We start from the raw sequence: 17,675 nt of genomic DNA on the forward strand, positions 1-17,675 counted from the left end.
AGCCGTGGCTGAGAACTACGACGTCATCATCATCGGCTCCGGCCCCGGCGGCTATGTCACTGCAGTGCGTTCGGCCCAGCTTGGCTTCAAGACGGCGATCGTCGAGCGCGAGCACTTGGGCGGCATCTGCCTCAACTGGGGCTGCATTCCGACCAAAGCGCTGCTGCGCTCCGCCGAGATCATGCACTATTCGGATCATCTGAAGGACTACGGCCTGAAGATCGATGGCAAGGTCGGCGTCGACACAGCCGCCGTCGTCGATCGCTCGCGAAAGGTCTCGCTGCGGCTCAACGGCGGCGTCGGCTTCCTGATGAAGAAGAACAAGGTCGACGTCATCTGGGGCGAAGCCAAGCTGACGAAACCCGGCGAGATCGTCGTGTCGAAATCGTCGAAGAAGCCGATGGAGCCGCAGCCGCCGGCGCCCAAGGGCGTCAAGGGCGAGGGCACCTATAGCGCCAAGCACATCATCCTGGCGACCGGCGCCAGGCCGCGCGCGCTGCCCGGCATCGAGCCTGACGGCAAGTTGATCTGGACCTATTTCGAGGCGATGGTGCCGAAAGAGATGCCGAAATCGCTGCTGGTGATGGGCTCGGGCGCCATCGGCATCGAGTTCGCCTCGTTCTACCGCACCATGGGCGCCGAGGTGACGGTGGTCGAACTGCTGCCGGCTGTGATGCCGGTCGAGGACGCCGAGGTCTCGAAATTCGCGCAGAAGCAGTTCGAGAAGCAGGGCATGAAGATCATCCTAGAAGCCAAGGTGACCAAGGTCGAGAAGGGCACTAACTCGGTCACCGCGCATGTCGAGATGAAGGACGGCAAGGTCGAGAAGATCACCGCCGATCGCATGATCTCGGCCGTCGGCGTACAAGGCAATATCGAGAACCTCGGCCTCGAGACGCTCGGCGTGAAGACGGACCGCGGTTGCGTCGTCGTCGACGGCTACGGCAAGACCAATGTGCCGGGCGTTTACGCCATCGGCGACGTTGCCGGACCGCCGATGCTCGCCCACAAGGCCGAGCATGAGGGCGTGGTCTGTGTGGAAAAGATCGCCAATTTCCCCGGCGTGCATGCCATCGACAAGCTGAAGATCCCGGGCTGCACCTATTGCAATCCGCAAGTCGCCTCGGTCGGACTGACGGAAGCCAAAGCGAAAGCCGACGGAAAGGACATCCGCGTCGGCCGCTTTCAGTTCGCGGCAAACGGCAAGGCGATTGCGCTCGGCGAGGACCAAGGCTTCGTCAAGACCATTTTCGACAAGAAGACCGGCCAGTTGCTGGGTGCCCATATGGTCGGCGCAGAAGTAACCGAACTGATCCAGGGCTTCGTCGTGGCGATGAATCTGGAGACCACCGAGGAAGAGCTGATGCACACGATCTTCCCGCACCCGACGCTGTCGGAGATGATGAAGGAGAGTGTACTCGACGCCTATGGCCGCGCACTGAATGCATGATAAATTAGTTGGGCGAGTCTCACACGGAAGACACAAAGGAACTCGACGGCAGAGCAATTCGTTTCGCAGGCATCATCCATCATACAAGGAGAGGGCATATGGAAATGAACGGCGTGGGCTGGGTTGCAGCCATCATCATCGGCGGCCTGGCGGGATGGCTCGCCGAAATGTTCATGAAGAGCAACACCGGCATCCTCATGAACATCGTTCTCGGCATTGTCGGCGCAATCGTGTTGAACGCCATCCTGCAGGCCCTGAACATCGGCATCTTCGGCGTCGGCTGGATCGCCTATCTGATCACCGGCTTCATCGGTGCCTGCATTCTGATTGCGGTCGGACGACTGGTGCGCCGCTAACCTCTGTCGGCACTTGCTATGCGAAAAAGGCCACCGCGGCATGCGTGATCGCGGCCTTTTTCTTTTCGCCGAAAAGTCCTAGATGACGTGGGTAGAGCGAGCGCTGGACAAGCGCTTGCCAATGAGCCGGGTTTCACATGGTCACCGTCCTCGACACGATTGCCAATGCGCCGCGCCTGCGGCATCCCGAAAAGGCGCACAAGCCGGATCAGGACGTACTGCGCAAGCCTGACTGGATCCGCGTCAAAGCGCCGATGTCGAAAGGCTATGCCGAGACGCGCGAAATCGTGAAGTCTCACAAACTGGTGACGGTTTGCGAAGAGGCGGGCTGCCCCAATATCGGCGAGTGCTGGGAGAAGAAGCACGCCACCTTCATGATCATGGGCGAGATCTGCACGCGGGCCTGCGCCTTTTGCAATGTCGCCACCGGCATCCCGACCGCACTCGATCCCGACGAGCCGGCGCGTGTCGCGCATGCGGTCAAGCAAATGGGCTTGAGCCATGTCGTCATCACCTCCGTCGATCGCGACGATCTCGCCGATGGCGGGGCCCAGCATTTTGCCGATGTCATCCGTGCGATCAGGGCAGCAACCCCGTCGACGACGATCGAAATCCTGACGCCCGATTTCCTGCGCAAGGACGGTGCGCTGGAGATCGTCGTGGCGGCCAAGCCGGATGTTTTCAACCATAATCTCGAGACCGTTCCGTCGAACTATCTGACTGTTCGGCCGGGTGCGCGCTATTTCCACTCGATCAGGCTCTTGCAGCGGGTCAAGGAACTCGACCCCTCGATCTTCACCAAGTCCGGCATCATGGTCGGCCTTGGCGAGGAGCGGAACGAAATCCTGCAACTGATGGACGATCTGCGTTCGGCCAATGTCGATTTCATGACCATCGGCCAATATCTGCAGCCGTCGAAGAAGCACCATCGGGTTATACGCTTCGTCACGCCGGAGGAATTCAAGTCCTTCGAGACGATCGGCAAGACCAAGGGCTTCCTGCTGGTGGCGTCGAGCCCGCTGACGCGCTCGTCGCACCATGCCGGGGACGATTTCGCCAGACTACGCGCGGCGCGCGAAGCGTTTCTCAGGAAGTCCGCCTAACAAACTGGTTTCATGCCACAATTCGAAGCCCATCGCCGCGTCGCGCATACGCCGGAGCAGATGTTCGCTCTGGTTGCCGATATCGAATCCTATCCGCAATTCCTGCCGCTTTGCGAGGCACTTACGGTTCGTTCGCGCAAGGAACGCAACGGACGCACCCTGCTCATCGCGGACATGAGCATCGGCTACAAGGCGATCCGCGAGACTTTCACCACGCAGGTGCTGCTGAAGCCTGACGAGAACGCCATCGACGTCAAATATATCGACGGCCCGTTCAAATATCTCAGCAATGTCTGGCGCTTCGACCCGGCGGACGGCGGCGGTTGCAACGTCTGTTTCTTTATCGACTATGAGTTCAAGAGCCGCATTCTGGGTGCGCTCATGGGAACCATGTTCGACCGCGCCTTCCGCATGTTCTCCGAGGCGTTCGAGAAACGTGCCGAAATCATCTACGGCGCGCCATCGGCAGCCTGATCCGCGGCGAGCGCGCGCAGACCCAGTTCAAGCGCATGTTGGACCGTCTCCCGGCGAATGAAATCACGGCCCTTGTCGGCGAACAGCTGGCATTCGCTGACCACCGGCCGGCCAGCCACGGCAACGCCGAACCAGACCAGGCCGACAGGTTTCTCCGCCGAGCCGCCGCCCGGACCGGCGATGCCGGTCACCGCGAGCGCGAGCCCGGCCGGCGAATGGGCCAAGGCCCCGGCCGCCATCTCCACCGCAGTCTCGCGCGAGACCGCGCCGTGCGCTTCGAGCGTAGCGGCCGAGACGCCGAGCATTTCGGTCTTGGCCTGGTTGGAATAGGTGATGAAGCCGCGATCGACCACCGTGGAAGAGCCGGCAATGTCGGTCAGCGCGGCGATGATCATGCCGCCGGTGCAGCTCTCCGCCGTCGCCAGCATGATACCGCGCTGCTGGCAGGCCTGAAGCAGGGCATCTGCGAGATCGCTATTGCTCACTCGGGGACATCCCCTGGAAACACAACGCTGGCGGTCGCGATGGCCGCTATGCCTTCCTCACGGCCGACGAAGCCGAGCTTCTCATTGGTTGTCGCCTTGATCGAGATGCGATTGCGCGAAATTCGCAGCATTGCCGAAAGCGCTTCGGTCATTGCCTCGCGATGTGGGCCGACGCGCGGCGCCTCGCAGATCAGGGTGATGTCGGCGTTGGCGATGCGCCCGCCGCGCGCGCGCACCAGCTTGGCCGCGTGTTCGACGAAGATGCGTGAAGCGGCCCCTTTCCACTGTGGGTCGGAGGGCGGGAAATGCGTGCCGATGTCACCGGCGCCGCAGGTGGCCAGCAGGGCGTCGGTCAAGGCATGGAGACCGACATCGGCATCCGAATGGCCGGATAACTTCCTGTCGTGTGGAATGGCGACGCCGCACAGGGTGACATGGTCGCCGGGCTCGAACGCATGCACGTCATAGCCATTGCCGGTTCGGATGTCGGGAAAACGTGGGGCGCTGGAAAGCCGCTGATCCGCCATTGCAATATCCCGTGCCCAGGTCAGTTTGACATTGTCCGGCGAGCCGGGAACGATCTTCACCGGAATATGCGCCCATTCGGCGATAGCCGCATCGTCGGTGAAATCCGCCTTGCCCAGATGATGAGCCTTTTCGTGCGCAGCCAGGATCGGCCAGAAGGGAAAGCCTTGTGGTGTTTGTGCGGCATGGAGCCCGGCCCTGGACACTGTTTCGCCGATCATGCCTTCGGCCGTTTCGCGCTTCAGCGTATCGGCAACGGGCAAAGCAGGCAGCGCTCCCTGGCGCTCTTCAATGGCGGCGATCGTACGGTCTATCAGTTCCGCATCGACAAACGGCCGAGCCGCATCATGGATCAGGACCCGGCCCGGCGCATGGCTTCTCAACGCCAGCAGTCCAAGCCGGACGGACTCCTGGCGTGACGTACCGCCGATCACAGCGACGACACGGTCGGCGTTCGCGCCGGCGGCGCGGCGGAAAAGCGCGTCGTCTTCGGCATGTATAGCAACGACGACAGCTCCAATTTTCGGATGCGTCAGAAAGGCGTCGAGTGTGCGTGCAATAACGGCGCCGCCGCCAATCTGCTGATATTGCTTCGGTCCATTGGCCTGTCCGGCGCGCGCGCCGCGACCGGCAGCAACGATGACCACGGCGACCTTGTCGTCGGCAGCATGCTTTTCGCTCACGTCTCTCATGCCGAGACGCTTAGCGCATGATCCAGAAAAGTGGTATCGCTTTCAGAAGACCCAGGATTGATGCGGTGCGGCGATCCTTTTTTTCCCAAATGCGCCTTAATGTCACGACATTGCGCGTTGCACATTGCCGTCGTTCTGGCTAGAGAATGTGCAGCAACCGAAGGTGCTTGGTTTTTGTGCATGCCTGATGTGACCAAATTGGCTTCGCCGCTGGATGTGGGAGGCGTGAGAATCCGCAACCGCGTGTTTCTCGCGCCGATGTCGGGCATCACCGACGAACCGTTCCGGCAGCGCGCCCATGCGCATGGCGCCGGGCTGGTCGTTTCGGAAATGGTGGCGAGCGGTGAGCTTGCAAAGGGCAGGGCTGGCTCGGGCCTGCGCATCCGTCATTCCGGGCTGCCTGTCCACATGGTCCAGCTTGCCGGCCGCGAGGCGATGCACATGGCCGAGGGCGCGCGAATCGCGGTCGGCGAAGGCGCCGACATCATCGACATCAACATGGGCTGTCCGGCCAAGAAGGTGACGGGCGGCTATGCCGGTTCGGCACTGATGCGAGACCTCGACCACGCGCTGTCGCTGATCGAAGCGGTAGTCGGCGCGGTCGACGTGCCGGTCACGGTCAAGATGCGGCTCGGCTGGGACGAAGGCGCGCTCAACGCGCCGATGCTGGCGCGACGCGCTGAGCAGGCCGGGGTGATGATGGTGACGGTGCACGGCCGCACGCGTTGCCAGTTCTATCAGGGCACGGCCGACTGGCGTGCCATCGCACGCGTCAAGCAGGCCGTCTCGATCCCGGTCGTTGCCAATGGCGATGTCGGCTCGCCGGCAGAGGCCGTGTCGATCCTTGAGCAGTCTGGCGCCGACGCGGTGATGGTCGGCCGCGCGCACTATGGCGCGCCGTGGACTGCCGGCAGCATTGTAGCGACCGCGCTGGCCGAGCCGGTATCTGGCATGCCGGAAAGCCCGCAAGCGCTGTCCGAATACGTCATTGCCCATTACGAAGATATGCTGGCGCTCTATGGCGTGGAAAGCGGAGTGCGCCAGGCGCGCAAGCATCTCGGCTGGTATCTCGACCGCGACGCCGGCGGCACAAGCGACGACCGGCGCAAGGCCATACTCACGTCTTTGGAGCCTGGGCGTGTCATTGCGTTGCTGCGCGACATGTTTTCAACCGCTCCCGAAGCGGCGAACCTGCGGAGTGCGGCATGAACGCCACCGTCGTCACACAGAGCACGGATATGGCGGACGCCGCGCATATTGTGCTCAACACCATTCGTCGGCCGGTGATCATGGTCGATCCGCAAGGCTTCATCACCTTCGCCAATGCCGATGCCGAGGACTTTTTCCGTTCGAGCGCCACGATGCTCGCGCGCAACACGCTGCACAAGCTCATTCCTTTCGGCAGTCCGCTGCTGACGCTTGTCGACCAGGTGCGCGAGCGCCGGGCGCCGGTCAACGAATACCGGGTCGACGTGTCGTCGCCACGTCTCGGCATCGAGAAGGTGGTCGACCTCTACGTCGCACCAGTGACGGAATTTCCAGGCTCGGTCGTGGTGATGTTCCAGGAACGCTCAATGGCCGACAAAATCGACCGGCAGATGACGCATCGCGGCGCGGCACGCTCGGTTACCGGCCTCGCCGCGATGCTTGCCCATGAGATCAAGAACCCGCTGTCCGGCATTCGTGGAGCCGCGCAGCTGCTTGAGCTGTCGGCGTCCGACGAGGATCGCGCACTGACCAGGCTGATCACCGACGAGACCGACCGCATTGTCTCGCTGGTCGACCGCATGGAGGTGTTTTCGGACGAGCGGCCGATCGACCGCTACCCCGTCAACATCCATGTCGTGCTCGACCATGTCAAGGCAATCGCCAAGAACGGTTTTGCCAAGCGGATCAAGATATTGGAGGACTATGATCCATCATTGCCTCCGGTTTTTGCCAATCGCGACCAGCTCATCCAGGTCTTCCTCAATCTGGTAAAAAATGCCGCCGAGGCGATCGGCAGCGATCCACAGGGCGAGATCATGCTATCGACCGCCTTCCGCCCGGGCATTCGCGTTTCTGTGCCGGGAACACAGGACCGCGTGTCGCTGCCATTGGAATTCTGCGTGCGCGACAACGGTTCGGGTGTCTCCGAAGATATCCTGCCGATCCTGTTCGATCCTTTCATCACCACCAAGCCGAACGGCTCCGGTCTCGGTCTGGCGCTGGTCGCAAAGATCGTCGGCGAGCATGGCGGCATCATTGAATGCGAATCGACGCCGCGCGGCACCACTTTCCGCATCCTGATGCCGGCGTGGAAAGAAACCCAGTTTGGCACCGACGACGACGGTGAAGGAGACCGCAAATGACCGTTCGCGGCAATATTCTCGTCGCTGACGACGATGCGGCCATCCGCACAGTTCTCAACCAGGCGCTTTCGCGCGTCGGTCACGACGTGCGCGTCACCTCCAATGCCTCGACGCTGTGGCGCTGGGTGGCGGCGGGCGAGGGCGATCTGGTCATCACCGACGTTGTCATGCCCGACGAGAACGCCTTCGACATGCTACCGCGCATCAAGAAGGCGCGACCGGAACTGCCGGTCATCGTCATGAGTGCGCAGAACACGTTCATGACTGCGATCCGGGCCTCCGAAACCGGAGCCTATGAATATCTGCCGAAACCGTTCGACCTGACGGAGCTGCTCAACATCGTCAACCGCGCGCTTTCCGAGCCGCGGCGGCCCAAGATCGATACGCGTGCCGACGAGCCGCCTGAAACGATGCCGCTGGTCGGCCGCTCGGCGGCCATGCAGGACATCTACCGCATGCTGGCGCGCATGATGCAGACCGACCTGACGGTGATGATCTCGGGCGAATCGGGTACCGGCAAGGAGCTGGTGGCGCGCGCGCTGCATGAATACGGCCGCCGCCGAGGCGGTCCCTTCGTCGCCATCAACATGGCGGCGATCCCGCGCGACCTGATCGAATCGGAGTTGTTCGGGCACGAGAAGGGCGCCTTTACCGGCGCGCAGAACCGATCCACCGGCCGTTTCGAGCAGGCCGAAGGCGGCACGCTCTTCCTCGACGAGATCGGTGATATGCCGATGGAAGCGCAGACGCGGCTGCTGCGTGTGTTGCAGCAGGGCGAATACACCACGGTCGGCGGCCGCACGCCGATCAAGACCGACGTGCGCATCGTCGCTGCCACCAACAAGGACCTGCGCACACTGATCAATCAGGGGCTTTTCCGCGAGGACCTGTTCTACCGCTTGAACGTTGTGCCGCTCAGGCTGCCGGCGCTGCGCGAGCGGTCGGAGGACATTCCGGACCTCGTCCGCCACTTCTTCAAGCTCGGCGCCAGTGAAGGCTTGCAGACCAAGCGCATTTCCACCGGCGGCATCGAGCTGATGAAGCGCTACCCATGGCCCGGCAACGTGCGCGAACTCGAAAACCTCATCCGCAGGCTGGCCGCACTGTATTCGCAGGACGAGATTTCGGCCGAGATCATCGAGGCGGAGTTGAAGACCGGCGAAAGGCCTGTCGTTCCAGGTGGCGGCAACCTCATTCCCGATGACCTTTCCATCGGCCAGGCGGTGGAGCATTTCCTGCAACGCTATTTTGCCTCGTTTGCCGGCGACTTGCCCCCGGCCGGGCTCTATCAGCGAATCCTCTCCGAGGTCGAGTATCCCCTGGTCCTCGCCTCGATGACCGCAACGCGCGGTAACCAGATCAAGGCCGCCGACTTGCTCGGACTCAACCGCAACACGCTGCGCAAGAAGATTCGCGAACTCGGCGTCAACGTCTACAAGTCCTCCAGGCAGGTCTAGACGAACCCCTTTACGAGCGCTTTCCAGGGGATCGATTGCCGAAAGATTTCCGTCTCGGCCACACTTGTTGCATAATCGCCACAATGCGTTGCATACATCCGACGCAATCACTGGCTCTAGACGGCGACATGGCCCTGCACGCACCGACACTGAGCAAATCGCTTTTCAGCAATACGGGCGCGCGAGACGGTCGCCGGCTGCTTGCGCTGCCGGGCGTGATCGCCGTTGCCGGTGCGCTGGTGACGGCGGCGATCTCCTTCGCCATTCTGGTCGGCGCGACGCCGATCACGCCCGACGCGAGGACGACGCTGGCGCTGATTGCGCTTAATGCGGCGTTCGTCCTGTTTCTGATCTTGCTGGTCGGCCGCGAGGTGCATCGCATCCTAATGGCACGACGGCATGGCAAGGCTGCGTCGCGCCTGCATGTGCGCATAGTGGCGATGTTTGCGCTAGTCGCCGCCATCCCCGCGATCATGGTGGCGATCATCGCGTCGATCACGCTCGACATCGGCCTCGACCGCTGGTTCGAGATCCGCACCAAGACGATCGTCAATTCGTCATTGTCGATCGCTGACGCCTATGTGCAGGAAAACGCGCGAAATCTTCAGGGCACGACGTTGTCGATGGCTTACGACCTCGACGCTTCGCGCACGCTTTACGGCCTCGATCGTACCGGTTTTCTCGACCTCATGAACAAGGAGGCGGTGGGACGTTCGCTGGCGCACGCAGCACTCATCAAGCCCGATGGTTCCTTCGTTATGAGCGCCAAGACCGACGCGGACTTTGCCATGCCGGAGCCGCCTGAGGGCGCCGTGGCAAGCGCTGCCGACGGCAAGCCGGTGCTGATAGAACCGCGCACCCGCAACATCATGGGTGCCATCGTCAAGCTGCGCGAGATCGACGGCCTCTATCTCTACACCATCCGCCTCGTCGATCCCGAGGTGATCAAGGCGCGGCAGATCGTCAAATCCAACACCGCCGAATATCGCGGTCTCGAAGACAATCGCCGCACCTCGCAAGTGGCTTTCGCGCTTCCCTATCTGTCGCTGACGCTGATCATCATTCTGTCCGCCATCTGGACCGGCATTGCGGTGGCCGACCGCCTGGTGCGGCCGATTCGTCAGCTCATCGGCGCGGCCGATGAGGTCGCTACCGGCAATCTCGACGTAGCCGTGCCTGTCCGCCCCTCCGACGGTGACGTCGCCTCGCTCGGCGACACCTTCAACAAGATGCTGATGGAGCTGAAATCGCAGCGCAACGAGATCCTGTCGGCCAAGGATTTGATCGACGAGCGGCGGCGCTTTTCGGAGGCGGTGCTTGCCGGCGTCACCGCCGGGGTCATCGGCGTCGATCCATATGGCATCGTCACCATCGTCAACCGTTCGGCCGAAACGATGCTGGCCATATCCGCCACGGCAGCGCTTGGGCAGAACCTTTCCGCCGTGCTGCCGCATGTCGGCCGCGTCTTCGAGATCGGCCGCAAATCGGGCAAGCCGGTCTATCGCGAACAAGTCACCTTCTATCGTGCCGGCACCGAACGGACCTTCAACGTGCAGATCACGATTGAAGCCGGCGACGACGGTTCGGAGGATAAATCCTACGTCGTGACAGTCGACGACATTACCGATCTGGTCCAGGCCCAGCGTTCCTCTGCATGGGCCGACGTGGCGCGGCGCATCGCCCACGAGATCAAGAACCCGTTGACGCCGATCCAGCTTTCGGCCGAGCGCATCAAGCGCCGTTACGGCAAGGTCATCACCGAGGACCGTGAGGTTTTCGATCAATGCACCGACACCATCATCCGGCAAGTAGAGGACATCGGCCGCATGGTCGACGAGTTCTCGGCGTTCGCCCGCATGCCGAAACCGGAAATGAAGGCAATCGATCTGCGCGATTCGTTGCGCGAGGCCTCGTTCCTGGTCGAAGTGAGCCGCGCCGACATCACCTTCGAGCGCGTCTTCGGCAATGAGCCGCTCAAAGGCACGTTCGACAGCCGCCTGATGGCGCAGGCGTTCGGCAACGTCATCAAGAACGCTGCCGAAGCCATCGACGGACTTGATGCAGAGGATCGTCCGCACGGCATAATCCGGATTCAAGCCGGGCGTCAGAATGGCGCGATTCGAATCGACGTCATCGACAACGGCAGGGGCTTGCCGCGCGAAAACCGGCAGCGCTTGCTCGAGCCTTACATGACGACACGCGAGAAAGGCACCGGGCTTGGCCTCGCTATCGTCAAGAAGATCGTGGAGGACCATGGCGGGCGACTCGAATTGCACGATGCACCAGCGGACTTCCACGATGGGCGGGGCGCAATGATCAGCATCATCCTGCCGGTTGCCGCCACCGTTCCGGTACGCGGCGAGGGCAAGACGGAACACGAAAAAGAAACTGAAAAGGTCGGTAATGGCGTCTGATATTCTCATCGTCGATGACGAGGAAGACATCCGCGAACTCGTCGCCGGTATCCTGAGCGACGAAGGTCACGAAACACGCACGGCGTTTGACGCCGACAGCGCGCTTGCGGCGGTTGCCGACCGGGCACCCAGGCTGGTTTTCCTCGACATCTGGCTGCAGGGCTCGCGGCTCGATGGCCTTGCCTTGCTTGACGAGATCAAGACGATGCACCCGAACTTGCCGGTGGTGATGATCTCGGGCCACGGCAATATCGAAACGGCAGTCTCGGCCATCCGCCGCGGCGCCTATGATTTCATCGAAAAGCCATTCAAGGCCGACAGGCTGATCCTCATTGCCGAACGGGCGCTCGAAACCTCCAAATTGAGACGCGAGGTTTCGGATCTCAAGCTGCGCAGCGGCGAGACTTTCGACCTCATCGGCATGTCATCGGCAATGAGCCAATTGCGCCAGACCATCGAGCGCGTCGCGCCGACCAACAGCCGCGTCATGATTATCGGCCCCTCCGGCTCGGGCAAGGAACTGGCGGCGCGCGCCATCCACGCGCTCTCAGCGCGCAAGAGTGCACCGTTTGTGACGCTGAGCGCCGCCAACATCACGCCTGAGCGTATGGAGATCGAGTTGTTCGGCACCGAATCGAACGGCGTCGAACGCAAGGTCGGCGCGCTGGAGGAAGCCCATCGCGGCATTCTCTACATCGATGAAGTGGCCGACATGCCGCGCGAGACGCAAAACAAGATCCTGCGCGTGCTGGTCGAACAGCAGTTCGAGCGGGTAGGGGGCACCAAGCGGGTCAAGGTCGACGTGCGCATCGTCTCGTCGACCTCGCAGAACCTGGAAGCCATGATCGCCGACGGCCGTTTCCGTGAGGACCTTTATCATCGCCTGGCCGTGGTTCCGGTCATGGTGCCGGGACTGGCCGAGCGTCGCGAGGACATTCCTTATCTGGTCGACAATTTCATGAAGCAGATCGCTCGCCAGGCCGGCATCAAGCCGCGCCGCATCGGCGACGACGCGCTGGCGGTGCTGCAGGCGCATAACTGGCCGGGCAACGTTCGCCAGTTGCGCAACAATGTCGAGCGGCTGATGATCCTGGCGCGCGGCGACGATGTCGATGCGCCGATCACCGCCGATCTCCTGCCTGCCGAGATCGGCGACGTCATGCCGCGCACTCCAAACAAATCCGATCAGCACATAATGGCGCTGCCGCTGCGGGAAGCGCGCGAACAATTCGAGAAGGACTATCTGATCGCCCAGATCAACCGTTTTGGCGGCAATATCTCGAAGACGGCAGAGTTTATCGGCATGGAACGCTCTGCATTGCACCGCAAGCTGAAGTCGCTGGGCGTCTGACAGCCAAACCAGTCGTGGCCCACCCAATTATCGGTTACGGCGGTCTTGGAATCGCATAAGAAAGCTGGACTTTTTTCAGGGATTAGCCATGCCGCGCATTGCGTATGTGAACGGGCGCTACGTCGCTCACGCCGAAGCTTCCGTGCATATCGAGGACCGTGGCTATCAATTCGCCGACGGCGTCTACGAGGTCTGCGAGGTGGCACGAGGCTTCATCGTCGACATGCCGCGCCATCTCGCCCGATTGAACCGCTCACTTGCCGAACTCTCGATCGATTGGCCGATCACGCGCGGCGTGCTGCCGCTCGTCATGCGCGAGGTGGTGCGCCGCAACCATGTCGTCGACGGCCTGGTCTATGTCCAGGTGACACGCGGCGTCGCCAGCCGCGAGTTTTTCTTCCCGCCGGCGGACACGAAGCCGTCGCTGGTGGTGACTGCCAAAAAAGCCGATCCTGCAGCTGCCGCGAAGCGGGCCGAGAGCGGGATCCGGGTTATCACGGTGCCGGAGAACCGGTGGGATCGGGTCGATATCAAGTCGGTCGGCCTGCTGCCGAACGTGCTGGCCAAGCAGAAAGCCAAGGAAGCCGGCGCTCAGGAGGCCTGGTTCGTCGATGTCGACGGCACCGTCAAGGAAGGTGGATCGTCGAACGCCTGGATCATCACCGGGGATGGCGTGCTGGTGACGCGGCCGGCCGACCACGGCATCCTGCGCGGCATCACCCGTACGACGCTGTTCGACGTGGCCGCCAAGCTCGGCCTGAAGATCGAGGAGCGCGGTTTTTCGGTGGCTGAAGCCAAGGCCGCGCGCGAGGTTTTCATCAGCTCCGCGACCACGATTGCCATGCCGGTGGTGGCGATCGATGGCGCTCCCGTCGCCAACGGCCACCCGGGCTCGATAACAGTTTCATTACGGCAGGCCTTTTTTGACGTTGCGGAAAAAAGTCCAGCCTGATAACCGCACAGATGGAATGAACATCAATATATCTCGTTCTGCTTGTCGTTACTGACGGCAAGATGGTGTTTGCGTGCTTGACATGTGCCGGCTAATTTGGCGCATTGGCCTGCAAACCGAAGGGGATCGGCGAAAGACAAGAACAATGGCGGAACGATCGCAAAATCTTCAGGACCTGTTCCTGAATTCAGTTCGCAAGAGCAAAAATCCACTCACCATCTTTCTCATCAACGGCGTGAAGCTGACCGGCGTGGTCACTTCGTTCGACAATTTCTGCGTTCTGCTGCGTCGCGACGGCCATTCCCAGCTTGTCTACAAGCACGCTATTTCCACGATCATGCCGAGCCAGCCGGTTCAGATGTTCGATGGTGAGGAAAGCCAGGGCGCCTGATTGGCACGTGAGAAAGACGCGGACCGCAGCGTTCGCGGAAAACCTGCACATCAGACCGGGACAGAGGCCAACGGCCCGACCCGGGCGGTGGTTATCGTGCCGGTGCTTACCCGGCAGCCGCGTGGCGACGACGACACCAACCGCCCCCGCCTGACCCGTTCCGCGGAGGCTCGTCGCGACGAGGCCGTCGGCCTCGCCAGCGCAATCGACCTCGACCTGGTCCACACGGCGGTGGTGACCGTCAACGATCCACGCCCGGCGACCTTGCTCGGCAGCGGCAAGGTGGCGGAGTTCGCTGAGATCGTCAAAGAGGGCCACGCGGAAGTGGTCATTGTCGATCATCCGCTGACCCCGGTACAGCAGCGCAACCTCGAAAAAGAGTTGAACGCCAAGGTGCTCGACCGCACCGGGCTGATCCTGGAGATTTTCGGCGAGCGCGCCCGCACCAAGGAAGGCACGCTGCAGGTCGATCTTGCCCATCTCAACTACCAGAAAGGCCGCCTTGTGCGGAGCTGGACCCACCTCGAGCGCCAGCGTGGCGGCGCCGGCTTTCTCGGCGGCCCTGGCGAGACCCAGATCGAGTCGGATCGGCGTGTGCTGCAGGACAAGATCACCAAGCTGAAGCACGAGCTCGAAACTGTGCGCCGCACCCGCGACCTGCACCGCGCCAAGCGCAAGAAGGTGCCATTTCCGGTGGTGGCGATCGTCGGCTACACCAATGCCGGCAAGTCGACTCTGTTCAACCGGCTGACCGGAGCAGGGGTGCTGGCCGAAGACATGCTGTTTGCCACGCTCGACCCGACGCTGCGCCGCGTGCGTCTGCCGCACGGCACGCCGATCATCCTTTCCGATACGGTCGGCTTCATTTCCGACCTGCCAACGCATCTGGTCGCGGCCTTCAGGGCGACGCTGGAGGAAGTGGTCGAGGCAGACCTCGTCATTCATCTGCGCGACATCTCCGATCTCGATACGGCCGCGCAGGCCGAAGATGTCGAGCGCATCCTTGCCGATCTCGGCGTCGATGCCCGCGATAGCAAGCGCGTCATCGAAGTATGGAACAAGATCGACCGGCTCGACGAGGGCAACCGGGCGCGGCTGCTTGCCGATGGTGCTGACGGCAAGAAGGCACCGCCGATCGCCATATCGGCGGTAACCGGCGAGGGCATCGATGCGCTGAAGGCGATCATCGAGACGATGATGTCGGGCGAACTGGAGACGTTCACCGTCACACTCAAGCCCGACCAACTCGGCGTCGTCGACTGGCTTTACCGCAACGGCGACATCATCTCGCGCGACGACAATGAGGATGGCAGCGTAACCGTCGCGCTCAAGGCTACACACAGCGCTCGGCAGGAGATCGAAAGCCGATTGCGCCGTCAAAACAACGGGTAGAGGCGTTTACTTCGCGCTTTTTGCCTGCTGCCAGAGCGCTTCCATCCCGTCCAGCGTCGCCTCTTCGAGGCTGTTTCCCGACGCTTGCAGCGTCCGCTCGACATAGTGGAAGCGCGATCGGAATTTTTCGTTGGTGCCGCTGAGTGCCGCTTCGGAATCAATTTTGAGGTGCCGGCCGAGATTGACGACCGCAAACAGCATGTCGCCGAACTCATCCTTGATCGGCGCGCTGTCGCCTTTGGCCAGCGCTTCTCGCAATTCGCCGATCTCCTCCTCAATCTTTTCGAGGATCGGTGCCGCCTCGCTCCAGTCGAAGCCGACGCGGGCGGCCTTTTCCTGCAGTTTGAGCGCTCGGGTCAGTGCGGGCAGGGCGACCGGCACGCTGTCGAGAAAGCCCTTGCCATGGTCTTCCGGGTCGAGCCCACGGGTGAGGCGAGCACTGCGCTTCTCCGCCTTTTCCTCTGCCTTGATCTTTTCCCACATGCCCTTGGCCATGCCGGCGCTGCGCGCCTTGTTGTCGCCGAAGACATGGGGGTGGCGGCGGATCATTTTTGTGGTGATGGCCTGGACTACATCGCCGAATGAAAATTCGCCGGCCTCCTCGGCCATTTGCGCGTGGTAGACCACTTGCAGCAGGAGATCGCCAAGTTCATCCCGCAGATCGTCGAGGTCGCCGCGCGCAATGGCGTCCGCCACTTCGTAGGCTTCCTCGATCGTGTATGGCGCGATTGTCGAAAAGTCCTGCTCGATATCCCACGGGCAACCGGTTTCCGGCGCCCGCAGCGCGGCCATGATCTCGATCAGTCGGGAAATGTCTTTCGAGGGTTTCATCTGGGAAACGCTATCCTGTACACGGCTGTGCGGCCAACGGCTTCAGCCGGTGAGGGCGCCTTGTCCACAGATGGGCCGCCAGACCATGATACGAAAGTGGAAGCCGGTTTCCGGAAGATCCTAGTTAGCAAAAGCATCAGTCGAGCACGGAGACTATCGCCTTGGCGAGCGCATCCATGCCGTCCTCGGGCAGGCCGGCAACGTTGATGCGGCTGTCGCCGACCATGTAGATGGCATGCTCGGCGCGCAGCCGCTCGACTTGCGCTTCCGACAGGCCAAGCCGGGAAAACATGCCGCGATGGCTGGCGACGAAATCGAAACGGTCGGAGTTGGACTGCCGCCGCAGCGCCTCGGCGAACTGGACGCGCAGCCGCAGCATGCGCAGCCGCATCTCTTCAAGCTCTGCCTCCCAGTCGGAACGTAATGCGGGGTCTTCAAGCACGATGCGCACCGCCGCCGCGCCGTGGTCCGGCGGCATCGAATACATGGCGCGCGCCGCCGACAGCATCTGGCCCATCGCCAAATCCGCCTGCGCGCCGTCTTTCGCCATGATCAGCGCTGCACCGACTCGGTCGCGATAGACGGCAAAGTTCTTCGAGCAGCTGGAGGCAACGACCATTTCCGGAACTTTTGCCGCCAGAAGGCGCAAGCCGGCGGCATCCGCATCAAGTCCCTCGCCAAAGCCCTGATAGGCGATGTCGACAAAGGGCAGCAGGCCGCGCTCAACGACAAGATCGGCAATGGCAGCCCATTGCGAGATGTCTAGATTGGCGCCTGTCGGGTTATGGCAACAGCCATGCAACAATACGACGTCGCCGGGATTCGCGGTTCTCAATGCATTCAGCATGTCGTCGAAGCGAACCGCACCAGAAGCAGCGTCGAAATAGGGATATTCGCGTGTCTGCAGGCCAGCGCCGCGCATCACCGGCATGTGGTTCGGCCATGTCGGATCCGACAGCCAGACCATCGCGTCGGTGCGGGTCCTTTTCAGCAGCTCTGCAACCAGCCGCAGCGCGCCGGAGCCGCCTGGCGCCTGCGCCGCACGAATGCGCGTCATGTCGGCGGCTGGGCCGAACACCAACCTGGCCATCGCCGCGTTGAAGGCGGTATCGCCGGCAAGGCCGAGATAGGTCTTGGTATCCTGGCCCTGCAGCAGCCGCTTTTCGGCTTCGCGCACCGCGCGCATCACCGGCGTCTTGCCGTCGCGATCCCTATAAACGCCGACCCCAAGATCGACCTTGTCGGGACGCGGGTCGGCGCGATAGAGACCGATCAAGGCCAGGATCTTGTCGGCAGGCGCGGGCTGGAGATTTTCGAACATCGATAAGGTTCCGTTGGCGGCGGAGTGATACGCAAACCGGCCGTACTTTGCCAGCAGTTTCATATGCGCCAACTCGGCGCCGGTTTGCCTCGAGGGCGGCCGATACTATCTGGCGGGCGAGAGCGGGCCC

Annotated in this window: 16 protein-coding genes; 12 read left to right on the plus strand and 4 right to left on the minus strand. The window is 62.2% G+C overall.

The window, feature by feature from the left end; translation table 11 throughout:
- Window positions 1–4 precede the first annotated feature (4 nt).
- The 4 genes from lpdA to NKI59_RS16965 all read left to right on the plus strand — a co-directional run bounded on the left by lpdA (window position 5) and on the right by NKI59_RS16965 (window position 3,383).
- The gene (lpdA, locus tag NKI59_RS16950) at window positions 5–1,450 is read left to right on the plus strand and encodes a dihydrolipoyl dehydrogenase (RefSeq protein ID WP_352507415.1); all 1,446 of its coding nucleotides are present in this window, start codon (window positions 5–7) and stop codon (window positions 1,448–1,450) included.
- A gap of 98 nt (window positions 1,451–1,548) precedes the next feature.
- Window positions 1,549–1,806 (plus strand): GlsB/YeaQ/YmgE family stress response membrane protein, encoded by a 258-nt coding sequence (locus tag NKI59_RS16955; RefSeq protein WP_352448939.1) that lies wholly within the window; start codon window positions 1,549–1,551, stop codon window positions 1,804–1,806.
- Window positions 1,807–1,943: 137 nt separating this feature from the next.
- Window positions 1,944–2,909, plus strand: coding sequence for a lipoyl synthase (gene lipA, locus NKI59_RS16960; protein WP_352705515.1), 966 nt, complete (start codon window positions 1,944–1,946; stop codon window positions 2,907–2,909).
- 12 nt (window positions 2,910–2,921) lie between these two features.
- Complete coding sequence (locus tag NKI59_RS16965) at window positions 2,922–3,383, plus strand: type II toxin-antitoxin system RatA family toxin (protein ID WP_352457493.1); 462 nt, start codon at window positions 2,922–2,924, stop codon at window positions 3,381–3,383.
- On the opposite strand, the gene NKI59_RS16970 is transcribed toward NKI59_RS16965, so the two are convergent.
- Complete coding sequence (locus tag NKI59_RS16970; RefSeq protein WP_352615751.1) at window positions 3,359–3,868, minus strand: CinA family protein; 510 nt, start codon at window positions 3,866–3,868, stop codon at window positions 3,359–3,361. The two genes, NKI59_RS16965 and NKI59_RS16970, sit on opposite strands and share 25 nt — an antisense overlap.
- On the minus strand, window positions 3,865–5,085 hold the full coding sequence (locus NKI59_RS16975) for a bifunctional 2-C-methyl-D-erythritol 4-phosphate cytidylyltransferase/2-C-methyl-D-erythritol 2,4-cyclodiphosphate synthase (RefSeq protein WP_352615754.1): 1,221 nt from the start codon (window positions 5,083–5,085) through the stop codon (window positions 3,865–3,867). The genes NKI59_RS16970 and NKI59_RS16975 overlap by 4 nt, the downstream gene beginning before the upstream one ends.
- A gap of 180 nt (window positions 5,086–5,265) precedes the next feature.
- Between NKI59_RS16975 and dusB the strand changes: the two genes are divergently transcribed.
- From dusB to hflX, 8 genes are all read left to right on the plus strand, one after another.
- Window positions 5,266–6,294: a tRNA dihydrouridine synthase DusB gene (gene dusB / locus NKI59_RS16980; RefSeq protein ID WP_352705518.1), complete on the plus strand. Its 1,029-nt coding sequence runs from the start codon at window positions 5,266–5,268 to the stop codon at window positions 6,292–6,294.
- On the plus strand, window positions 6,291–7,436 hold the full coding sequence (locus tag NKI59_RS16985) for a two-component system sensor histidine kinase NtrB (protein ID WP_352705520.1): 1,146 nt from the start codon (window positions 6,291–6,293) through the stop codon (window positions 7,434–7,436). The genes dusB and NKI59_RS16985 overlap by 4 nt, the downstream gene beginning before the upstream one ends.
- Window positions 7,433–8,893: a nitrogen regulation protein NR(I) gene (ntrC, locus tag NKI59_RS16990; protein WP_352705522.1), complete on the plus strand. Its 1,461-nt coding sequence runs from the start codon at window positions 7,433–7,435 to the stop codon at window positions 8,891–8,893. The genes NKI59_RS16985 and ntrC overlap by 4 nt, the downstream gene beginning before the upstream one ends.
- A 128-nt stretch (window positions 8,894–9,021) precedes the next feature.
- Window positions 9,022–11,307, plus strand: coding sequence for a sensor histidine kinase NtrY-like (locus NKI59_RS16995; RefSeq protein ID WP_352502927.1), 2,286 nt, complete (start codon window positions 9,022–9,024; stop codon window positions 11,305–11,307).
- Entirely contained in the window at window positions 11,297–12,658 is a 1,362-nt protein-coding gene (ntrX, locus tag NKI59_RS17000) for a nitrogen assimilation response regulator NtrX (RefSeq protein WP_023675072.1), read from the plus strand. Before NKI59_RS16995 ends, ntrX begins: the two co-directional genes overlap by 11 nt.
- A gap of 88 nt (window positions 12,659–12,746) precedes the next feature.
- On the plus strand, window positions 12,747–13,610 hold the full coding sequence (locus NKI59_RS17005) for a D-amino-acid transaminase (RefSeq protein WP_352615763.1): 864 nt from the start codon (window positions 12,747–12,749) through the stop codon (window positions 13,608–13,610).
- A 145-nt stretch (window positions 13,611–13,755) separates the two neighbouring features.
- Window positions 13,756–14,001, plus strand: a complete 246-nt coding sequence (gene hfq / locus NKI59_RS17010) for an RNA chaperone Hfq (RefSeq protein WP_006202172.1) — start codon at window positions 13,756–13,758, stop codon at window positions 13,999–14,001.
- Window positions 14,002–15,393 (plus strand): GTPase HflX, encoded by a 1,392-nt coding sequence (hflX, locus tag NKI59_RS17015; protein WP_352705524.1) that lies wholly within the window; start codon window positions 14,002–14,004, stop codon window positions 15,391–15,393.
- A 6-nt stretch (window positions 15,394–15,399) separates the two neighbouring features.
- Here hflX and mazG read toward each other — a convergent pair whose 3' ends face one another.
- Both mazG and NKI59_RS17025 read right to left on the minus strand, forming a co-directional pair.
- On the minus strand, window positions 15,400–16,224 hold the full coding sequence (gene mazG, locus NKI59_RS17020) for a nucleoside triphosphate pyrophosphohydrolase (RefSeq protein WP_352705526.1): 825 nt from the start codon (window positions 16,222–16,224) through the stop codon (window positions 15,400–15,402).
- 136 nt (window positions 16,225–16,360) lie between these two features.
- A complete protein-coding gene (locus tag NKI59_RS17025) occupies window positions 16,361–17,545 on the minus strand; it encodes an amino acid aminotransferase (protein WP_352681275.1) in 1,185 nt (394 codons plus the stop codon).
- Window positions 17,546–17,675 lie beyond the last annotated feature (130 nt).

The sequence above is a fragment of the Mesorhizobium sp. M0598 genome, from assembly GCF_040320865.1.
GTDB lineage: Bacteria > Pseudomonadota > Alphaproteobacteria > Rhizobiales > Rhizobiaceae > Mesorhizobium.